Genomic DNA, 20389 nt, shown 5'->3' with positions numbered 1-20389 from the left:
AGATAGCCTGTGAACGCCAGCGCCAGCACCAGGGCGCCGGCCGCTCGCAGCAGCCAGGTTTTCATGATCATGCCGCCTTCAGTTCGCCGCGCACCAGCGCGCGTTCGTTGATCGGCAGGTTGACCAGCCCCGCCATCACACCCAGCGCAATCGCGATGCCCCAGACGATGTCATAGCTGCCTTGCTGCGCATACAGATACCCGCCCAGCCACACGCCGAGGAAGCTGCCCAACTGGTGCGAGAAGAAGACGATCCCCGCCAGCATCGACATGTGCTTGACGCCGAACACCCCGGCGATGATCCCGTTCGTCAGCGGCACCGTCGACAGCCACAGCACGCCCATCGCCGCCGCAAACACATAGACCGAGAACGGCGTCAACGGCGCCAGCAGGAACAGGCTGATGACCACCGCGCGCGAGAAGTAGATCGACGACAGCAGGTAGCGCTTGGGCAAACGCCCGCCCAGCTTGCCAGCGTAGTAGGAGCCGAAGATGTTGAACAAGCCGATCAACGCCAGCGCCAGCACGGCGACGCTTGGATTGATGATGCCCTTGTCCTTGAGGTAGGCCGGCAGGTGCACGCCGATGAACACCACCTGGAAGCCGCAGACGAAATAACCCGCCACCAGCAGCAGGAAGGAGCGGTTGCCCAACGCCTCGCTGGCCGCCTCGCGGATGCTTTGCTGCGGGCCATGGCCATGCTCGACCGCCGGTTCACGCAGGTAGAAGGCCATCGGCACCATCAGCAGCACCAGCAATCCGCCCAGCACGAAGAAGGCGTTCTCCCAGCCGACCGCCGAGATCAGCTTCTGCTCGACCGGCATCATCATGAACTGGCCGAAGGAGCTGGCCGCGCCCGAGATGCCGAATGCCCACGAGCGCTTTTCCGCCGGCGCCACGCGGCCGATGATGCCGCTGACCGCGCCGAACGCGGTGCACGCCAGGCCTAGGCCGATGAAGATGCCGGAGCCCACCACGAACAATGTCGGGTTGGTCATCGTCGCCATCCACACCAGCCCGACCGCGTAGCTTGCCGCGCCGACCAGCACCACGCGCATGGTGCCGAAGCGGTCCGCCGCCATGCCGGCGAACGGGCCGATGGCGCCCCACATCAGGTTTTGCATCGCCTGCGCCAGCGAATAGGTTTCGCGCGTCCAGCCGTTGGCGGTGGAGATGGGTTGCATCCAGAAGCCGAAGCCGTGGCGCACGCCCATGGCCAGCGTCAGGACGACGCCGGTGGCGATCAGCACGGTTTTCAGAGAGGGTGCGCGGGTGGCGACGAACATGGTGTATCCCTGGTTATTAGAATGATATCCGACGATTTTAACCAGTTCCGCGCACCCGCGCTTGGCGCGGCTTAGTTGTCGGCGCTGTAGCGCAGGCCGATCTGTGCGCGGATCTCGTCCAGCGTGCCCATGATGGACAGCGTTTCCCCGTGCGGCATGACCGGGCTTTCGATCAGGCCGGCGCGGATGCAACGGCCGACTTCCTGCGCTTCGTGCGTGTAGCCGTTGCCGCTGCGCGGCAGCGTCAGCGTGCGTTCATTGCGCGCGGCGCCGTCCACCACCGTGACCGTGATGGTCTCGGTATTGTGGAAGCGGTCGTGCAGGCGCACGAAGCCTTTGGAACCGGAGATCGTCAGCTCGGTCGGCGTGCGCGAACGCAGGCTGCAGGCACACGACGATACGCCGCCGTCCTTGTGCGACAGCGTGAACGCGGTCTGCATGTCGACGCCGGTCGGCCCCATCTCGGCCTGCGCCTTCACGGCGGTGACCGGGCCGAGGAAGAACGACGACATCGACAGCGGGTAAATGCCGAGGTCCAGCAGCGCGCCGCCGCCCAGCTCCGGCGCGAACAGGCGGTGCTCGGGACCGGCATCCGAGGTGAAGCCGAAATCGGCGGTGACGTTGGCCGGCACGCCGATCTCGCCACTGTCGACGATACGCTTGGCTTCGACCACGGCCGGCATGAAGCGCGTCCACATCGCCTCCATGACGAACAGCTTCTTCTGGCGCGCCAGGTTGATGATGTCCTCGGCCTGGCGGCGGTTCATGGTGAACGATTTCTCCACCAGCACGGCCTTGCCGCCGTTGAGGCACATCAGCGCGTTCTCGTGGTGCATGGGGTGCGGCGTGCCGATGTAGATGACATCGACCTCGGGATCGTCGGCCAGCGCCTGGTAGCTGCCGTGGAAGCGCTCGGCGCCGTACTCCTGGCCGAATTTGGTAGCGCTATCCACAGTGCGCGAGGCAACGGCAGCCAGTTTTGCGTCAGGCGTATCTTTCAGTGCGGCGGCGAAGGCCTTGGCGATCTTGCCCGTACCCAGAATACCCCAGCGAATTACCTGCGTCATGGCGTGCTCTTTCTGCCGCGTCGGCGGCCAATTGGTTGAAATCGAAGCTGTTATTTTACTGCGGACACCCGCTTTGGGCGGAACACCGTTGCATCGTTGTAGAAATCGTCGTCCTGGCCGGGCCACCAGCCCGGCACGCCCAGCACCTGCATCGGCGTGAAGTCGGCTGTGCTTAAACCATGCGTCGCCAGCCCCTGCGCGACCGTCTGGTCCAGCCATGCAAGCCGCTCATCGTGACCCAGCGCGAAGAAATCGTCGCCAGCCACCACCACGCGGGTATGCGCGGTGATCGCCTTGCGCGGCGCGACCAGCTTTTCCATCAGCGCGTGGCCGAACAGCCAGACCTGGGCATCAGGACCGAAGCTGGCGCGCCGGCCGACAAAGGCCTCATGCCATTGGTGATCGCGCAGCGCCTCCGTCAGCATATGGCCTGCGGCGCAGTCGCGCACCACCAGCAAGGCGGCGTTTTCGTCGAAGATGGTGGCGCCATCGCGCGCGGGACCGCGCGACTTGCCGACGCCGTCCAGCGCGATCTGCGCCGCCTGCAAGGCGTTCAGCTGCACCTTGATGCGCGGGAAGCTGAGCCACACCAGGCCATTGAAGAAGTCGTGCAGGTTGTCGCGGGTAGGCACGCCGCCGGTGGCGCCGATGAAGGCTTCGTAGGCTGTGCCTTCAGGAAGGGCTTCCTGCGGCACGAAAGACAGCGGCAGGCCTTGGTGATTGCGCAGGCCCAGTGCGGCGGCCTGCGTATTGAAATCATCGCGGAAGTGGACATCCGCTGACAACTGGCCGGCCGCGGTCCGCACAGACTCGTACCACGGGTGCGACCAGTCTATCGTTTGCAGCACTGCTTATACCATTTTCCAGTTGATGGTTTCGCCGGCGTTGAGCGGCACCACCTGCTGGTCCGCCAGCGGCAGTGTTTCCGGCAGCGTCCACTGCTCGCGCTTGAGGGTGATGGTGCCCTCGTTGCGCGGCAGGCCGTAGAAAGCCGGGCCGTTGAAGCTGGCGAAGGCTTCCAGCTTGTCCAGCGCGCCGGCGCGCTCGAAGGCTTCGGCATACAGCTCCATCGCGTGCAGCGCGGTGTAGCAGCCGGCGCAGCCGCAAGCGGCTTCCTTGGCGCCCTGTGCATGCGGCGCGGAGTCGGTGCCGAGGAAGAAGCGTTCGTCGCCGCTGGTGGCGGCGGTGACCAGCGCCAGGCGGTGTTCTTCGCGCTTCAGCACCGGCAGGCAGTAGTAGTGAGGACGGATGCCGCCCTTGAAGATGTCGTTGCGGTTGTACAGCAGGTGATGCGCGGTGATGGTCGCGGCGATCGGGCCTTCGGCTTCCGCCACGTACTGCGCGGCGTGCTTGGTGGTGATGTGTTCGAAGACGATGTTCAGCGCCGGGAAGTCGCGGCGCAGCGGGCGCATTACGCGCTCGATGAAGACGGCTTCACGGTCGAACAGGTCGATGTCCTGGTCGGTAACTTCGCCGTGGACCAGGAAAGGCATGCCCACTTCCTGCATCATCTCCAGCGTCTTGTAGCAGTTGGAGAGGTCGGTCACGCCGGCGTCCGAATTGGTGGTGGCGCCGGCCGGATACAGCTTGACCGCGTGGACGATGCCGCTTTCCTGCGCACGCAGGATTTCGTCCGGCGGCGTGTTGTTGGTCAGGTACAGCGTCATCAGCGGCTCGAACTTCATACCAGCCGGCAGCGCGGCCAGGATGCGGTTGCGATACGCTTCGGCGGCGGCGGTGGTGGTGACCGGCGGTTTCAAATTTGGCATCACGATGGCGCGGCCGAACTGGCGGGCGCTGTGCGGCAGCACGCTGGCCAGCGTCGCGCCGTCGCGCAAATGCAGGTGCCAGTCGTCCGGGCGGGCGATGGTGATGCTGTCGGGAGTTTGTTCGATGTCGGACATGGCTGCAGGCTTTCAAAGGTCGAATACCGGCATTTTACCCTTTTGCGCCGGTCGCTTGACTGCTCGTACGCAAAAGCGTACGTTTAAATCACCATTCTCAGGGAGCCGTCATGGATACCATCTCCGCCAGCGATGCGCGCGCACAACTTCATAATCTGATCGACGAGACTGCGGCCAGCCACGTACCTGTGACCATCACCGGCAAGCGCAATAACGCCGTTCTCGTATCGGCAGAAGACTGGTCAGCGATTCAGGAAACTTTATACCTGTTGTCTGCTGGATATCCTGGTCAACGATCCATTCACCCGCCCACCGCCATTTGAAAAACTGGTTGGCGATATGGCGGGCACCTATTCACGCAGGATCAACATACATCACCGCCTCGTCTACGAGGTTTTCCCGGATCAGCATATCGTTCGCATTCTGCGCATGTGGTCTCACCACGAATAGTTATGGCGCGGTCGTCTGCGCAGCCCAGGCCTTGGTTTCGGCCAGCATCTTGTCGAGATGCGCGCGGTCGTAGACGGTGCCGCGGCTGACGACGGTGCGGATCTTGCGCGTGGCGGCGATGTCTTGCAGCGGGTTCGCGTCCAGCACCAGCAGGTCGGCCGACTTGCCGGCCTCCAGGCTGCCGTAGCGATCCAGCTTGCCGAGGAAGCGCGGGCCATTGACCACCGCCGTTTGCAGCGCCTGCACCGGCGTCAGGCCGTACTGCACGTACAGGCCGATTTCATCGTGCAGCGCCTGGCCCGGATAGTCGTACGAATTCAAGAAGCCCGCGTCCGTGCCGGCAATGATGCTGACGCCTTCCGACGCCAGTATCGGCAGCAGCGACGCGGATTTCTCGAACACCGCCTTGCGCTGCGCGATCGCCGCGGCATCGTCCTGCGCCGCGCGCTGCACGCGCCATTCGTAGGTCGCGCGCAGGCCTTTGCCGATGTACTGCAAGGCCGGATCCTTCGAATGATCGTCGCGGTCCAGGTAGGCCACCACACGCGACACCGACAGCGTCGGCACTACCGCAGTCCCCTTGGAGGCCATATAGCGGAACGATGCGCGCGCGGTCGCCTCGTCATAGCTTGCGAGGCTCTGCTTCATCGCTTCCTTGCCGGTCAGCGTGCCGGCAGCCACCTGTTCGGTCAGCGCTTTTTCCTTGGGCGTCGAGGAACGCAGCAGATACGACTGATGCTCCACCGTGCCCAGCCCCGCATCGAACATCTGCGCCAGTGTCAGCTGCACCGGGATGTGGCCGGATGTGCGCATGCCGCGCTCCTTGGCCTGGCGCAGCGCTTCCAGGTAGATCTCCGGCTTCAGCGTGTTTTCGGTGATCTTCACAAAGTCCACCTTCTGCGCCTGCAGGCCATCCAGCGCCTTGCTCACCTCTTCAGGCGTGCCGACTTCGATGGTCCCCTTCCACAGCGGCTTATAGCCTTCCAGCTTGGCGCCCGAGGTGAAGATGGTTGGGCCTTCCAGCTGGCCGTTCTTGATCTGGTCGCGCCATTGCAGCACGGTGTCCGGCAAATCGCCCGCGCAATCGCGCACGGAGGTGATGCCGTTGGCCAGGTACAGCGCCAGCAGATGCTTGTTCTCTTCGATCAGCGCGGGACCTCCGCCGAAGTGCACATGCGTATCCCACAGGCCCGGCATCAGGTACTTGCCCGGCAGGCGGATGGTTTTCCTGGCCGAGTAATCGGACAACTTGCGGTCGTCGACCACGGCGATGATGGTGTCGCCCTTGAGCACGACGGACTTGCCCTTGACGGCCTTGCCGCCCGCGACGTCGATCAGCGTCGCTTGCGTCAGCACCAGGTCCGCGGCGATTTTGTCGGCGGCGTGCACGCCGGAGAGGAGGCCAAGCGCCAGCATGGCGCCTGCTATTTTTTTCATGGATGGCATGCGATGTCCCCGTGTGAATTATTCGGTGGCGAGGATACTATCAGAGTCTAGCGCACGATGGCGACACGCTTTTGCAGCTGCCTTGCCAGCCATGAAAGCAAGCAGCACAACACAAAGTAAACCAGCGCCACAAAGGTGTACATTTCCACAAGCCGGCCGTCGCGCTGCGCCACTTTGCTGGCCGCGCCGACGAAATCCGGCACCGACAGCACATACACCAGCGACACGTCCTGGAACAGCACGATGGTCTGCGTCAGCAGCACCGGCAGCATGTTGCGGAAGGCTTGCGGCAGCACGATGCGGCCCATCACCTGCCAGTAGTTCAGGCCCAGCGCCTGTGCCGCCAGCACTTGCCCGCGCGGGATGGACTGTATGCCGCCGCGCATGATCTCGCAGTAGTACGCCGCCTGGAACAACGTGAAGGTAATCAGCGCCGACCAGAACGTGCCGACCTTGACCGGCTCCGCCGCGCCGATCACCCACGCAGCCAGATACGGCACCAGGAAATAGAACCAGAAGATCACCAGCACCAGCGGCACCGCGCGTATCAGGTTGACGTAGGCGGCGGCCACCAGCGCCAGCGGCCTGAAGCTAGACATGCGGCCCAGCGCCAGCAAGGTCCCCAGCGCCACGCCGCCGATCATGGCCAGCACCGTCAGCTCCAGCGTGAACGCCATGCCGACCTGGAACAGGTAGACCCACGAGCGGCCGATGACGTCGAAGTCGAAGTGCGTGAACATCAGCGCGCTCCCAAGGTGCCGGGCAGCGCCAGCCGCCGCTCCAGCAGGCGCATGGCGGCGATCACCACCAGGTTGGCCAGCACGTAGATCAGCGTGGCGGCGGAAAACGCCTCGAACACCTGGAACGAAAACTCCTGGATCGCGCGCGCGCTGGCGGTCAGCTCCATCAGGCCGATGGTCAGCGCGACGGAACTGTTCTTGATGATGTTGAGGAACTCGCTGGTCAGCGGTGGCAGGATGATGCGCAGCGCCAGCGGCAGCAGCACGAAACGATAGGTCTGCGGCAGGTCCAGCCCCAGCGCCAGCGCGGCAAGACGCTGTCCGCCGGCCAGCGCCTGTATGCCGGCCGTCACCTGCACCGCCACCCGCGCCGACGTGAAGAATCCGAGGCACACCACCGCCGTGACGAAAGGCGCGTTCGGCAACGCCTTCAGCCAGTCGCCCGCCGCCTGCGGCAGCAGCTCGGGCGCGACGAAGAACCACAGGAACATCTGCACCAGCAGCGGCACGTTGCGGAACAATTCAACATAGGCGGTGCCCAGCAACGGCAGAACGCGCCCCGGCAGCGTGCGCAGCGCGCCGACGGCGAATCCCAGCACCAGCGCCATCACCCAGCCGGCCAGCGAGGTCGCCAGCGTCCACGCCAGGCCGGACATCAGCGTGTCCCAGTAGGTATGAACACCGTCCGGCGACAGCTCGCCGAAGATGCGCCAGTTCCAGTGATAGTTCATCGCGCCGCGGTGCTTGCGGAATACGCGGCCGGATCAGGCGAATCGGTGGGCTTGGCGATGACGGCCTTGAGCTGCTCCGGCATCGGGAAGTTAAGGTTGATGCCCTTCGGCGGAATGGGGCTCTGGAACCACTTCTGGTAAAGCTTGGGAAACTCGGCCGACTGGTAGACCTGCACCAGCGCCGCATCCACCACCGCCTTGAAGGCCGGATCGCCGCGCCGCATCATGATCCCGTAAGGCTCGACCGACAACGCCTCCTTGCCGATCACGTACTCGCCCGGATTGCGCGCGCTGGCGACCTGGCTGGCCAGCAGGATATCGTCGTTGGCCTCGGCGGCGGCGCGGCCGGTTTCCATCATCAAGAACGATTCCGGATGGTCCTTGCCTACCACGATGTTCATGCCCAGTTTTTTCTCGGCGTTCAGCATGGTCATCTGCTTGAGGGTGGTGGTGCCGGCGGTCGCCACCAGGGTCTTGCCCTTCATGTCGGCCAGGCTGCTGATGTTGGACGATTTCTTCGACAGCAGCCGGCTGCCGATCACGAACATGGTGGGCGCGAACGCCACCTGCTTCTGGCGCTCGGCGTTGTTGGTGGTGGAGCCGCATTCGAGGTCGATGGTGCCGTTGGCCATCAGCGGGATGCGGTTGGCGGAGGTGACCGGATTCATCGCCACCTTCACCGTGGTGCCGAGGTGCTTCTGCACCGCCGCCACGATCTTCATGCACAGGTCGACCGAGTAGCCCTGGTACTGCTGCTTGTCGTCGAGGTAGGAGAAGGGAATCGAGCCGTCGCGCACGCCGAGCGTGATGGCGCCGGTGCGCTTGATCTTGGCCAGCGTGCCGCCGGCGTCCTGCGCTGCGGCCTGGCCGCCGAGACAGGCCAGGATCAGAAGAATGAGTACTCGCGGTAATGACATGATTCCTCCCTAAGCAGAAAAAATGCACCGAGCGCCAAGCTACTACATTGCTAGTGGATGATCCTCGCCAGGAAATCGCGCGCGCGCTCGGAACGCGGGGCGCCGAAGAATTCATCCTTGCCGCAGTCCTCCAGGATACTGCCCTTGTCCATGAAGACCACCCGGTTCGCCACTTTCTTTGCGAAGCCCATTTCGTGCGTCACCACCATCATGGTCATGCCTTCTTGCGCCAGGCCGACCATCACATCCAGCACCTCGTTGATCATCTCCGGATCCAGCGCAGACGTCGGTTCGTCGAACAACATCGCAATCGGATCCATCGACAGCGCGCGGGCGATCGCCACGCGCTGCTGCTGGCCGCCTGACAGCTGGTTCGGATACTTGTCCTGCTGCGCCAGCAGGCCGACCCGGTCCAGGTACTGCAGGCCGCGCGCGTTGGCCTCGTCTTCGCTGCGGCCCAGCACCTTGGTCTGGCCCAGCGTCAGGTTCTGCCGCACCGACAGATGCGGGAACAGCTCGAAGTTCTGGAACACCATGCCGATGCGCGCCCGCAGCTTGGGCAGATCCGTGCCCTTCGCGCCGACCGAGACGCCGTCGACCAGTATCTCGCCCTGCTGGAACGGCTCCAGCCCGTTGACGGTCTTGATCAGCGTCGACTTGCCCGAGCCGGACGGACCGCAAATCACCATGACGTCGCCCTTGGCCACGTTGGTGTTGCAATCAGCCAATACCTGAAACTGGCCGTACCATTTATTAAGATTTTTTATCGCGATCATATATACTGCGGAACTTGCTTAATGTTTCATCAGCTTACAAGGCTAACATTGGCAGGATCATACCCCCACATAGATGGGAAATGACATTATTTTGTACCAGATTGCGCTACCGCAGACTACCCTGCGTCAGCCTGCGTCCAAAGAGACACTACCACGGGAATTCAGAACATGCAGAAAAAAAGCCGATTGACCACTTACATCCTCCTGGGCCTGGCGCTGGGTATCATTACCGGCTACTTCGCCCATGACCATCTGGCCAACCCGGTCGGCTTTGCAGAGACCCTGTCGCTGGTCACCACGCTGTTCCTGCGACTGATCAAGATGATTATCGCACCGCTGGTGTTCTCGACGCTGGTGGTCGGCATCGCCCGCATGGGCGACGCTTCCGAAGTGGGCCGCATCGGCATCAAGACTCTGGGCTGGTTCTTCCTGGCCTCGCTAATGTCGCTGAGCCTGGGCCTGATCCTGGTCAACCTGTTCCGTCCTGGCGACGCGCTGCTGGGCCACATGGCCGCCACCGCCGCCAAGGCCGACCTGGCCACCTCCAGCCTGAGCCTGAAGGACTTCGTCACCCACCTGGTGCCGTCCTCCATCGTCGACGGCATGGCCAAGAACGAGATCCTGCAGATCGTCATCTTCTCGCTGTTCTTCGGTTCGGCCGCCGCCGCGGTCGGCGCCAAGGCCAACCCGCTGGTCGAAGCGCTGGACGGCGTGGCCCACGTGATGCTGAAAGTAACCGGCTACGTGATGAAGTTCGCGCCGATCGCCGTGTTCGCGGCAGTGGCCGGCGTGATCGCCAAGAGCGGCCTGGGCGTGCTGTCCACCTACGGCGTCTTCATGGCCGAGTTCTACTTCGGCATCGCGCTGCTGTGGTCGCTGCTGGTGTTCATCGGTTTCCTGTTCCTCAAGGGCCGCGTGTTCGGCCTGATGAAGGAGATGCGCGGCCCGGCGCTGCTGGCGTTCTCCACCGCATCGAGCGAAGCGGCGTATCCGAAGACGCTGGAAGGCCTGGAGCGTTTCGGCGTGCGCAACCGCATCGCCGCGTTCGTGCTGCCGATAGGCTACTCGTTCAACCTCGACGGCTCGATGATGTACTGCACCTTCGCCACCGTGTTCATCGCGCAGGCTTACGGCATCGAGATGTCGCTGGGCCAGCAGATGACCATGATGATGGTGTTGATGCTGACCTCCAAGGGCATGGCCGGTGTGCCGCGCGCCTCGCTGGTGGTGATCGCCGCGACGCTGAGCCAGTTCAACATTCCGGAAGCGGGCATGCTGCTGTTGCTGGGCATCGACCATTTCCTGGACATGGCGCGCTCCGCCACCAACGTCATCGGCAATGGCGTCGCCACTGCGGTCGTCGCCAAGTGGGAGGGTGAGCTGGTCGATCCGCTCAAGGTCGAAGAACTGGCGGACGCACCGCTACCGTAAGCGGCGCCACCAAACAGAAGGCCACCTCGCGGTGGCCTTTTTTTCGTCACAACCAAGTGCGCTTGCCCTCCGGCTTGGCCCCCATCTCACGCAACCTGCGCCGCAAACGCGCGTTGTCCACAAGGACTGACACCAGTGTCACCAATATGATGACGTTGAAAGCCTCGTTGCCGAAAAACCTGAAGAACAGCGCTGCGCCCCCCGCGCAAAGCAAGCCCGTAATCAGTAGCAGTAACCCATCCTTCACTTTCATCTCCCCGCCTGCGCGATGCGGCGCTTCCTGTAAATCTCGGGATGACGGATCATGACGGCAGGTAGCCAAGGGCGATGCAGATGATTCATCTGTGCGTTAAGCAGGACATCGGAGAGAGAAGTTCCTCCTGACAGACTGCGCCCCGTAGCAACAGCGATACTCCCGATCACAGCGCCGACGTAATAGGAAGCGCTCATCGCCCCAATAACCATCAACTTAATCTGAATAGTCATGATGCGCCTTGCGCCACCTCACGGCAAGCAACCGCAGCCGTAATTGTGTGGAATCATTATTCGGATTGGTGAGTTTCATAATTGCATGGCCCTGCACGACGGGGCACCATTTGCGTCATCAAACTTATACGCGGGGACACAATGAAATCAACACGGCGCACTGCGCTGAAGACGCTACTGTCGGGCGCCGCACTGGCGCCGCTGGCGGCCCACGCCAAGCCCACCTGGGGACGCGGCATCGAAGGCCAGCGCAAGGCGGACCTCGGCAACGGCACTTTCCTCAACCCGATCCTGTCGGGCGACCATCCCGATCCGACCATCCTCAAGGACGGCGACGATTACTACATGACGTTTTCGTCCTTCCTGTCCTACCCCGGCGCCATCATCTGGCACTCGCGCGACCTGGTGAACTGGGTGCCGGTCGGACCGGCGCTGACCAAACCGATCGGCAGCGTCTGGGCCATGGACCTGGTCAAGCACAACGGTCGTTATTTCATCTACATCCCCGCCACGCCGAATGGCAAAGGCACCATCTTCGTGATCTGGGCCGACAACATCAAAGGCCCGTGGAGCGAGCCGATCGACCTGCATATCGACGCCATCGATCCCGGCCACGCGGTCGGCGAGGACGGCAAGCGCTACCTGTTCGTCAACGGCGTGCGCCGCATCGGCCTGACCGACGACGGCCTGGCGACTGTCGGCACGCTGGAGAAAGTCTACGAACCATGGCGCTATCCGTCCGACTGGGTGGTGGAAATGTTCGCGCCCGAGGGACCGAAGCTGTTGCGGCGCAACGGCTGGTTCTACCTGGTGCTGGCGGTCGGCGGCACCTCCGGCCCGCCGACCAGCCACATGGTGATCGCCGCGCGCTCGCGCTCCATCCACGGCCCGTGGGAGAACTGCCCGCAAAATCCGCTGGTGCGCACTAAAAGCGCCGACGAGATGTGGTGGTCGCGCGGCCACGCCACGCTGGTAGAAGGGCCTGCCGGCGATTGGTGGATGGTCTATCACGGCTATGAAAACGGCTATCGCACGCTGGGCCGCCAATGCCTGCTCGAACCGATCGAATGGACGGCGGACGGCTGGTTCAAGCCCAAGGGCGGCGACCTGTCCTCGCCGTTGCCGATGCCGAAGAAAGGTGTCGCCGGGCCGGCAGGCTTCGCCAAATCGGGCGCGCTAACGAAAGAAAAATTCGGCGTGCAATGGTGCTTCTTCAATCCGGGACCGGACGAGATGAAACGCGTGCGTTTCGAGAAGGGCTCAGCGAGCATCACCGGCAAAGGCACGTCGCCCGCGGACAGTTCGCCGCTGTCCTGCATCGTCGGCGACCGCAGCTACGAAGCGACCGTCACGCTGGAGATCAGCGGCGCAGGCCACGGCGGCCTGCTGCTGCACTACAACGAGCATATGTTCGTCGGCGTCGGCTTCAGCACCACGCATATGCTGACCTATCACTACGCGAGGGAGCAAAGCTGGATGCGCGAAGCAGTGAAAGCCTCCACGGTGCGCATCCGCGTCAGGAACGACCAGCACATCGTGACGTTCTTCTACGCGCTGGACGACGGCAAATGGATCCAGCACCCGTGGCAGATGGAAACCTCCGGCATGCACCACAACGTCTTCGGCGGCTTCCTCAGCCTGCAGCCGGCGGTGTACAGCGCCGGTGAAGGCGCTGTACGCGTGCTGGACTTCCAGTACCGCGCGCTGGCCTAGATCTGCTCGGCGTAGGTCTTGACCAGGTCGTGCAGGAAGATGCGGCCTTCCATCAGCGACTGCACGCCGATGTATTCGTTCAGGCCGTGGATATTGCCCAGGTCCGGCGTCAGGAAGATGCCGCTGATGCCGTAGGTCGGAATGCCGGCCGCGTTCAGGAACTGGCCGTCGGTGGCGCCTGACTGCAGGATAGGCATCACCGGCACGCCTGGCCACATCTTCGCGGTCAGCTTCTCGACCGGCTCCAGGATCGCCTTGGTCAGCTCGGGCGGCGCCGAGTTTTCGCCGCGAATCTCCAGCGTTTCCACCTTCACCGCCGGATCGTTGATCGCCTTGGCCAGCGCCTCGCGCACGGTCTCCTGCGTCACGCCCGGGAAGATGCGGCAGTTGACGTTGGCGCGGGCGCGCTGCGGCAGCGCGTTGGTGGCATGGCCGGCATCCAGCATGGTCGCCACGCAGGTGGTGTGCAGCATCGCCGCCCAGCTAGGATCGCTGGACGACACCAGCGCCACCGCCTTGGTGTCGGCCGGATCCTTCACCACCGCCAGCATCGCATCGGCGATATCCTTGTGGCCCGCCGCGGCCTGGATCTTCGACATGCCCTTCAGGTAGCCGCGGCTGCCGTCGGCCAGCTGGATCGGGAACTCGAACGCCTCGATATTCTTCAAGGCGCCGGCCAGGTGGTAGATGGCGTTGTCCTTCATCGGACGCGAGCTGTGGCCGCCGCGATTGATCACTTCCAGGCGATAGTTCTGCGCCACCTTCTCGCCCGCCTGCACCGTCATCGAGACGCGCTTGCCGGCCGCATTCAGTTCGCCGCCCGCGCCTTCGTTCAGCGCATAGCCGGCGTCGATCAGTTCGCGGCGGTTCTTGGTCAGCCACTCGGCGCCGTTGAAGGCGCCGGCGGTCTCCTCGCCGCAGGTCAGCGCCATCTTCAGCGTATGGCGCGGCTTGTAGCCTTCCTGCTTGAAGCGCACGAAGCTGTCGGCCCAGATGGCCGCCTGCGCCTTGTCGTCCAATGCGCCGCGCGCGTAGAACTTGCCGTCTTCCTCGACCAGCGTGAACGGATCGCGCACCCAGTCTTCGCGCTTGGCTTCGACCACGTCGATGTGCGCCAGCAGCAGGATGGCCTTGGCCTTCGGATCGCGGCCCGGCAGGATCGCGACCAGGCCGCCCTCCTTCGGATGCGCCGGATCGGCGAACGGATGCAGGTCCGCGTCCGGGAAGCCTGCCGCCTTCAAGCGCGTGGCGATGCGCTCGGCGGCCAGCGTGCAGCTGCCGGCGGACAAGGTGGTATTGGTTTCGACCAGCTCTTTGTAGAGGGAGCGGAACTGCTGTTCAGTAGGATCGGCGGCGTAGGCGCTTTGCACGCAGGCCATCAAGGCGGTAACGGCACCCAGGACAAAACGAGACTTCATGGTCGATTCCTTATGTGGAAAGATATTGGAAATTAAACTGCATTCATCACTTCATCTTCGTCAGCCTTGGCTTGCTGGCGTTCCCACATTTGAGCATACAAGCCGTCCGCTGCCAACAGCGATTGATGCGTGCCGCGTTCGACGATGCGGCCGTGATCGAGCACGATGATCTGCTGCGCGTCGGCCACCGTGGACAGGCGGTGCGCGATCACCATCGTGGTGCGGCTCTTGGCGATTTCCTTCAACTGCGCCTGGATCGCCTGCTCGGCCTTGGAGTCCAGCGCCGACGTGGCTTCGTCGAAGATCAGGATGGCGGGATTCTTCAGCAGCGTGCGGGCGATCGCCACGCGCTGCTTCTCGCCGCCGGACAGCTTCAAACCGCGCTCGCCGACCATGGTGGCGTAGCCGTCCGGCAGGCTGTCGATGAAATCGTGGATCGACGCGGCGCGCGCGACGGCGACGATCTCCTCGTGCGTGGCGCCCGGCTTGCCGTAGGCGATGTTGTATTCGATGGTGTCGTTGAACAGCACCGTATCCTGCGGCACGATGCCGATCGCGTGGCGCACCGAATCCTGGGTCAGCGAGCGCAGATCCTGGCCGTCGATGGTGATGCCGCCGGCGTTGACTTCGTAGAAGCGGAACAGCAAGCGCGACAAGGTCGACTTGCCCGAACCGCTATGTCCCACTACCGCCGTCGTGGTGCCCGGCGCGATGGTGAAGTCGACGTCGAACAGGATCTGGCGCTTGGATTCGTAGCTGAAGTCGACGCGGTTGAAGCGCACCTGCGCGCCATGCGTGACCAGCGGCTGCGCGTCCGGCGCGTCGGCGATTTCCTTGTTCTGGTCCAGCAGCGCGAACAGCTTCTCCATGTCGGCCAGGCTTTGCTTGATCTCGCGGTAGATCACGCCGAGGAAGTTGAGCGGAATGTACAGCTGGATCATGAAGGAGTTCACCAGCACCAGGTCGCCCAGCGTCATCTGGCCGGCGATCACGCCCACCGTGGCGCGCCACAGGATCAGCGTCACGGCGACCGCGATGATCATCGACTGCCCGGTATTCAGCAGCGACAGCGACGTCTGCGATTTGACGGCGGCGCTCTCATAGCTCTGCAAGCCCTCGTCGTAGCGCTTGGCCTCGTAATCCTCGTTGCCGAAGTATTTGACGGTCTCGTAGTTGATCAGCGAATCGATGGCCTTGGTGTTGGCCTTGGAATCCAGCTCGTTCATGGTGCGGCGGAAGTGCGTACGCCAGTTGGTGATGACGATGGTGAACGTGATGTAGGACACCAGCGCCACGAAGGTAATCACCGAGAACCAGATATCGTAGTGCGTGACGAGGTAGCCCAGCACCAGCGTGATCTCCACCAGCGTCGGCAGGATGTTGAACAGCGTGTAGGAGATCAGCGAGCCGACCGCGCGCGTGCCGCGTTCGATATCGCGCGTCATGCCGCCGGTCTGGCGGTTCAGGTGGAAGCGCAGCGACAGCGCATGCAGATGGCGGAACACCTGCAGCGCGATGGTGCGCACGGCGCGCTGGGTCACGCGCGCGAACAGGAACTCGCGCAGCTCCGTGAACAGCGTGGTCGACACGCGCAGCACGCCGTACGCCACCAGCGCGGCCAGCGGCAGCACCAGCAGCGCCTGCGGATGGGACGGCGAGATGGTCAGCGAGTCGATCAGCCGCTTCATCACCACCGGCACGCCGACGTTGGCCAGCTTGGCGCCGACCAGGCAAGCCAGCGCCAGCAGCACGCGCCACTTGTAGACCCACAGGTAGGGGATCAGGGTTTTCAGGGTGGCGGTATCGCTGCGGGTGGGGGCGGACGGTGCAGTGCCGGCGGAGGCGGGCGGGGAGTTCGGGTAACGGCGCATGGCGGATATCGGCTTTTTATGGTTCAATCCCGGTAATTGTAGCCCCTGAAGAGAATTCACGATGACCACGCCCGAAAATCCAACGCCAATCGCCATCAATACCGTCAACCGCGGCCTGCCGGCCGGGAAAATGCCGGAACTGCGCATGATGCCGTCGCCGTCCGACGCCAATGTGTATGGCGACGTGTTCGGCGGCTGGATCATGGCCCAGGTCGACATCGCCGGTTCGCTGCCGGCCACGCGCCGCGCCAATGGCCGCGTCGCCACCATCTCGGTGAACTCCTTCGTGTTCAAGAACCCGGTGTTCGTCGGCGACCTGCTGTCGTTCTATGCTGATATTGTCAAGGTTGGCAATACGTCCATCACCGTCAACGTCGAGGTGTACGCCGAGCGCAACCGCCTGCAGGCCGATACCGTCAAGGTGACCGAGGCCACGCTGACCTATGTCGCCACCGATTCCGACCGCAAGCCGCGCAAGGTGCCGCCGATCGAAACGCTGATGAATACCTGATCCGCCGCGGCCCGCCCGGATGGACGACCAGCGCCGCATCTTCCTCGCCACCGCCGCACGCCTGGGCGCGCTGGCTGCGTTCACCAGCGCCAGCAACAGCGCCCTCGCGCAGAAGGCCGGCGCGACGTATCCGTTCAGCCTCGGCGTCGCCTCGGGCTCGCCGCTGTCGGACGCGGTCGTCATCTGGACCCGCATCCTGCCCGATCCGCTCAACGCCGCCGCCATGCCGCAACTGGCCTACAGCGTGCGCTGGGAGATGGCCGAGGACGAGCGCTTCAGCCGCATCGCCGCCAAGGGCACGGCCAGCGCGCCGCCCGAACTGGCGCACAGCGTCCACGTCGACATCACCGGCCTCAAGCCGGACCGCTGGTACTGGTACCGCTTCATGCTGGGCGACGCCGTCAGCCCGGTCGGCCGCACCCGCACCGCGCCCGCCGACAACGTCATGCCGGAGCGCCTCAAGCTGGCCGTGGCCTCCTGCCAGCACTGGGAATTCGGCACCTATGCCGCCCACCGCCACATCGCCGCCGCCGCGCCCGACCTGGTGGCCTTCCTGGGCGACTACATCTACGAGTGGGGGCCGTACCAGCTGCAGCACCCGAAAGGCGCCGTACGGACCGCTGAAAGCTTCACGCTGGCCGATTACCGCGCCCGTTACGCCCAGTACAAGACCGATCGCGATTTGCAGGCCGCCCACCTGGCCGCGCCGTGGATCGTCACCTGGGACGACCACGAAGTGGCCAACGACTACGCCAACGACCGCGACGAGCGCCTCGACCCGCAATTCCTGCAGCGCCGCGCGGCCGCCTACCAGGCCTTCTACGAACATATGCCGCTGCGGCTGTCCGTGCCCAGGGCCGGCGACTTCGCCCGCATGCGCATCTACCAGCGATACGACTGGGGCCGGCTGGCGCGCTTCCACGTGCTGGACGACCGCCAGTACCGCGCCTACGAAGCCTGCTCGCCTGCCGCGCGGGGCGGCTCCAGCTCGGTCATGCTGCGCGACTGCCCCACGCTGCGCGACGCCGGCCGCAGCATGCTCGGCAACGAGCAGCAGCAATGGCTGGCGCAGGGACTGTCGTCATCGCAGGCGCGCTGGAACATCCTGGCCCAGCAGACGCTGATGGCGCAGAACAGCCAGTTGCCCATCCTCAAGCCGGGCGACGGCCGTTTCTGGACCGATGGCTGGGACGGCTATCCCATGGCGCGCCAGCAGCTGTTCGATGCGCTGCACACCAGCCGCGCCAGCAACCCGCTGGTGCTGTCCGGTGACGTGCACAGCTTCTTCGCCTGCGAGCTGAACCGCAATCCCACGCGGCCGAGCTCGCCCACCAATCCAGTGCTGGCGACGGAATTCTGCGGCACCTCGGTGACCTCGCCGTCGCGTCCTCAGGCCCGCACCGAGCAATATGTATCGATGAACCACGGCATCAAGTATGGCCGCAGCGACAAGCGCGGCTTCATGTTGCTCGATATCACGCCTGCCGAGACCACGACGCTGTTCCTGGCGCTGGACGATGTCCATGACAACGCCAGCGCGATCGCCACCGCCGCCAGTTTTGTGGTCCGCGACGGCAAGCCAGGCTTGAATTGAACGGACCGCAGCCTATACTGGATTGGCAACATCAAACAGGAGGCGCTCCATGTTGAAAGTCACAGAGAGTGAGATTGCGCAGGAGCTCGATAGCTATCTGCATCGCGCGCTGACGCAAACCATCGTCGTGGAAAAGCCTGACCATGGGCAGGTGGTCATGCTGTCGCTGGCCGAGTTCGAGCGGCTGCAGGAAGTGGACGACGAGCACTGGGCAGCTTGTGCCCGCCGCGCCAACAAGGAAGGTTATCTCGACCACGATCACGAAGTACGGCAGCGGCTGGCCGCCGCGCTGCGGCAAAAGCGGCTGGCCTGCGCACAAAAAAAATCGCCTGGCTAGCAGGCGATTTTTTATACCGGGCTGTTGACCCCGCTTTGATCAGGCGGCGGCTTTTTCGTCGCGCAGCTGGCGGCGCAGGATCTTGCCGACGTTGGTCTTCGGCAGCTCGTCGCGGAACTCGATGTACTTCGGCTTCTTGTATGCCGTCAGCTCGTGCTTGCAGAAGTCCAGGATCTGCTCGGCCGTCAGGTTCGGATCCTTGCGCACCACGAACAGCTTGACCGCTTCGCCGGAGTTCTTGTCCGGCACGCCGATGCACGCCACTTCCAGCACGCCAGGGTGCGCCGCCACCACGCCTTCGACTTCGTTCGGATAGACGTTGAAGCCGGAGACGATGATCATGTCCTTCTTGCGGTCGACGATCTTGGTGTAGCCGCGCTGGTCCATGATGCCGACGTCGCCGGTCTTGAAGAAGCCGTCTGTCGTCATCGATTTGGCGGTCTCGTCCGGACGGTTCCAGTAGCCGGCCATCACCTGCGGGCCGCGGATCGCGATCTCGCCGGTCGAACCCAGCGGCAGCGGATTGCCGTCGTCGTCCAGGATCGCCACTTCGGTCGACGGGATCGGCAGGCCGATGGTGCCGGTGAATTCCTTGATGTCCACACGATTGGCGGTGGCCACAGGCGACGTCTCCGACAGGCCGTAGCCTTCGATGATCGGCGTGCCGGTGATCTTCAGCCAGCGGTCGGCCACGGCCTGCTGCACGGCCATGCCGCCGCCGTTGCAAATCTTGTAGCTGGAGAAGTCCAGCTTCGGGAAGTCCGGATTGTTCAGCAGCGCGTTGTACAGCGTGTTCACGGCCGGGAACACCGCCACCTTGTACTTGGCCAGTTCCTTGACGAAGCCCGGAATGTCGCGCGGATTCGGCACCAGCAGGTTCAGGCCGCCCATGCGCATGCCCATGAAGGCGCTGATGGTCAGCGAGTAGATGTGGTACAGCGGCAGCGCGCACACGAACACGACCTGGTCGGCCTGCGGCTTCATCTGCAGCCAGGCTTCGTTTTGCAGCACGTTGGCGATCACATTGCGATGCAGCAGGATCGCGCCCTTGGACACGCCCGTGGTGCCGCCCGTGTATTGCAGGAAGGCGATATCGTCGTGGCCCTGCTTGGCCGGCTGCAAGGTCATGCCCGCGCCTTCGGCGATCACCTGCTTGAAGGACACCGAGCCAGGCAGCGAGAACGCCGGCACCATCTTCTTGACCTTGCGCACCACCAGGTTGACGATCGCGCCTTTCAGCATGCCCAGCATGTCGCCCATGGTGGCCACGATCACGTGCTTGACCTGGGTCTGCGCCACCACCTGCTCCACCGTGGTGGCGAAGTTTTCCAGCACGATGATGGCTTCCGAGCCGGAGTCCACCAGCTGGTGCTGCAACTCGCGCGGCGTATACAGTGGGTTGACGTTGACCACCGTGTAGCCGGCGCGCAGGATGGCCGCCATCGCCACCGGATATTGCAGCACGTTCGGCAGCATGATCGCCACGCGCGCGCCCGGCTGCAGGCCCTTGCTCTGCAGCCAGGCGCCCATCTTCTGCGACAGTTGATCCAGCTCGCCGTAGGTCAGGAACTTGTCCATGCACACGAAGGCGTTGCGGTCGGCGAACTTGCGGAAGGACTCTTCCAGCAAGTGCGTGACCGAACGATATTGCGTGCTATCGATTTCCGTGGGGACGCCTTCGGGGTACGACTTCAGCCAAATCTTTTCCATCT

21 protein-coding genes are annotated in these 20389 nt (G+C 63.8%); 7 read left to right on the top strand and 14 right to left on the bottom strand.

Going from position 1 to position 20389, the window contains the following annotated elements; genetic code table 11:
* Nucleotides 1-67: 67 nt before the first annotated feature.
* From ACEN9F_RS21090 to pyrC, 4 genes are all read right to left on the bottom strand, one after another.
* Nucleotides 68-1285, bottom strand: a complete 1218-nt coding sequence (locus ACEN9F_RS21090; RefSeq protein WP_413422985.1) for an MFS transporter — start codon at nt 1283-1285, stop codon at nt 68-70.
* 71 nt (nt 1286-1356) lie between these two features.
* On the bottom strand, nt 1357-2352 hold the full coding sequence (locus tag ACEN9F_RS21085) for a Gfo/Idh/MocA family protein (protein ID WP_413422983.1): 996 nt from the start codon (nt 2350-2352) through the stop codon (nt 1357-1359).
* 50 nt (nt 2353-2402) lie between these two features.
* On the bottom strand, nt 2403-3200 hold the full coding sequence (locus tag ACEN9F_RS21080; protein WP_413422981.1) for a DUF3025 domain-containing protein: 798 nt from the start codon (nt 3198-3200) through the stop codon (nt 2403-2405).
* 3 nt (nt 3201-3203) lie between these two features.
* Nucleotides 3204-4256, bottom strand: coding sequence for a dihydroorotase (pyrC, locus tag ACEN9F_RS21075; protein ID WP_413422979.1), 1053 nt, complete (start codon nt 4254-4256; stop codon nt 3204-3206).
* Between the two features lie 110 nt (nt 4257-4366).
* On the opposite strand from pyrC, the gene ACEN9F_RS21070 reads away from it, so the two are divergent.
* Together ACEN9F_RS21070 and ACEN9F_RS21065 are read left to right on the top strand one after the other, a co-directional pair.
* Nucleotides 4367-4579 carry a type II toxin-antitoxin system Phd/YefM family antitoxin gene (locus ACEN9F_RS21070; protein WP_413422977.1) on the top strand — a complete coding sequence of 71 codons (213 nt, stop codon included), beginning with the start codon at nt 4367-4369 and terminating at the stop codon, nt 4577-4579.
* Nucleotides 4530-4706 carry a Txe/YoeB family addiction module toxin gene (locus ACEN9F_RS21065; protein WP_413427127.1) on the top strand — a complete coding sequence of 59 codons (177 nt, stop codon included), beginning with the start codon at nt 4530-4532 and terminating at the stop codon, nt 4704-4706. Before ACEN9F_RS21070 ends, ACEN9F_RS21065 begins: the two co-directional genes overlap by 50 nt.
* Here ACEN9F_RS21065 and ACEN9F_RS21060 read toward each other — a convergent pair whose 3' ends face one another.
* The 5 genes from ACEN9F_RS21060 to ACEN9F_RS21040 are packed head-to-tail and all read right to left on the bottom strand — an operon-like array spanning nt 4707 to nt 9316.
* On the bottom strand, nt 4707-6143 hold the full coding sequence (locus tag ACEN9F_RS21060) for an amidohydrolase family protein (RefSeq protein WP_413422975.1): 1437 nt from the start codon (nt 6141-6143) through the stop codon (nt 4707-4709). It abuts the gene before it with no gap.
* Between the two features lie 56 nt (nt 6144-6199).
* The gene (locus ACEN9F_RS21055) at nt 6200-6892 is read right to left on the bottom strand and encodes an amino acid ABC transporter permease (RefSeq protein ID WP_413422973.1); all 693 of its coding nucleotides are present in this window, start codon (nt 6890-6892) and stop codon (nt 6200-6202) included.
* Entirely contained in the window at nt 6892-7623 is a 732-nt protein-coding gene (locus ACEN9F_RS21050; protein WP_413422971.1) for an amino acid ABC transporter permease, read from the bottom strand. Before ACEN9F_RS21050 ends, ACEN9F_RS21055 begins: the two co-directional genes overlap by 1 nt.
* Nucleotides 7620-8540 carry a transporter substrate-binding domain-containing protein gene (locus ACEN9F_RS21045; RefSeq protein ID WP_413422969.1) on the bottom strand — a complete coding sequence of 307 codons (921 nt, stop codon included), beginning with the start codon at nt 8538-8540 and terminating at the stop codon, nt 7620-7622. Before ACEN9F_RS21045 ends, ACEN9F_RS21050 begins: the two co-directional genes overlap by 4 nt.
* A 50-nt stretch (nt 8541-8590) precedes the next feature.
* Entirely contained in the window at nt 8591-9316 is a 726-nt protein-coding gene (locus ACEN9F_RS21040) for an amino acid ABC transporter ATP-binding protein (RefSeq protein WP_413422967.1), read from the bottom strand.
* 168 nt (nt 9317-9484) lie between these two features.
* Here ACEN9F_RS21040 and ACEN9F_RS21035 point away from each other — a divergent pair, with 168 nt between their 5' ends.
* The gene (locus tag ACEN9F_RS21035) at nt 9485-10747 is read left to right on the top strand and encodes a dicarboxylate/amino acid:cation symporter (RefSeq protein WP_413422965.1); all 1263 of its coding nucleotides are present in this window, start codon (nt 9485-9487) and stop codon (nt 10745-10747) included.
* Between the two features lie 46 nt (nt 10748-10793).
* Here the strand turns inward: ACEN9F_RS21035 and ACEN9F_RS21030 are convergent, their stop codons facing one another.
* Both ACEN9F_RS21030 and ACEN9F_RS21025 read right to left on the bottom strand, forming a co-directional pair.
* On the bottom strand, nt 10794-11000 hold the full coding sequence (locus ACEN9F_RS21030) for a hypothetical protein (RefSeq protein WP_413422963.1): 207 nt from the start codon (nt 10998-11000) through the stop codon (nt 10794-10796).
* Complete coding sequence (locus ACEN9F_RS21025; RefSeq protein WP_413422962.1) at nt 10997-11233, bottom strand: hypothetical protein; 237 nt, start codon at nt 11231-11233, stop codon at nt 10997-10999. The genes ACEN9F_RS21030 and ACEN9F_RS21025 overlap by 4 nt, the downstream gene beginning before the upstream one ends.
* 141 nt (nt 11234-11374) lie before the next feature.
* Here ACEN9F_RS21025 and ACEN9F_RS21020 point away from each other — a divergent pair, with 141 nt between their 5' ends.
* Entirely contained in the window at nt 11375-12946 is a 1572-nt protein-coding gene (locus ACEN9F_RS21020; RefSeq protein ID WP_413422960.1) for a family 43 glycosylhydrolase, read from the top strand.
* Here the strand turns inward: ACEN9F_RS21020 and ACEN9F_RS21015 are convergent.
* Both ACEN9F_RS21015 and ACEN9F_RS21010 read right to left on the bottom strand, forming a co-directional pair.
* Nucleotides 12943-14364, bottom strand: a complete 1422-nt coding sequence (locus ACEN9F_RS21015) for a M20/M25/M40 family metallo-hydrolase (RefSeq protein WP_413422958.1) — start codon at nt 14362-14364, stop codon at nt 12943-12945. The genes ACEN9F_RS21020 and ACEN9F_RS21015 overlap by 4 nt on opposite strands.
* 32 nt (nt 14365-14396) lie before the next feature.
* Entirely contained in the window at nt 14397-16235 is a 1839-nt protein-coding gene (locus tag ACEN9F_RS21010; RefSeq protein WP_413422956.1) for an ABCB family ABC transporter ATP-binding protein/permease, read from the bottom strand.
* A 61-nt stretch (nt 16236-16296) separates the two neighbouring features.
* Here ACEN9F_RS21010 and ACEN9F_RS21005 point away from each other — a divergent pair, with 61 nt between their 5' ends.
* The 3 genes from ACEN9F_RS21005 to ACEN9F_RS20995 are packed head-to-tail and all read left to right on the top strand — an operon-like array spanning nt 16297 to nt 18677.
* The gene (locus ACEN9F_RS21005; protein ID WP_413422955.1) at nt 16297-16746 is read left to right on the top strand and encodes an acyl-CoA thioesterase; all 450 of its coding nucleotides are present in this window, start codon (nt 16297-16299) and stop codon (nt 16744-16746) included.
* A gap of 19 nt (nt 16747-16765) precedes the next feature.
* Nucleotides 16766-18340, top strand: coding sequence for an alkaline phosphatase D family protein (locus tag ACEN9F_RS21000; protein WP_413422953.1), 1575 nt, complete (start codon nt 16766-16768; stop codon nt 18338-18340).
* A gap of 49 nt (nt 18341-18389) precedes the next feature.
* Nucleotides 18390-18677, top strand: a complete 288-nt coding sequence (locus tag ACEN9F_RS20995) for a hypothetical protein (RefSeq protein WP_413422952.1) — start codon at nt 18390-18392, stop codon at nt 18675-18677.
* Between the two features lie 39 nt (nt 18678-18716).
* Here ACEN9F_RS20995 and ACEN9F_RS20990 read toward each other — a convergent pair whose 3' ends face one another.
* Entirely contained in the window at nt 18717-20387 is a 1671-nt protein-coding gene (locus ACEN9F_RS20990; RefSeq protein ID WP_413422950.1) for a long-chain fatty acid--CoA ligase, read from the bottom strand.
* Between the last annotated feature and the right edge of the window lie 2 nt (nt 20388-20389).

This window comes from Duganella sp. CT11-25, assembly GCF_047302815.1.
Classification (GTDB): domain Bacteria; phylum Pseudomonadota; class Gammaproteobacteria; order Burkholderiales; family Burkholderiaceae_D; genus Rugamonas.
This window is presented reverse-complemented; position numbering and strand designations above follow the sequence as displayed.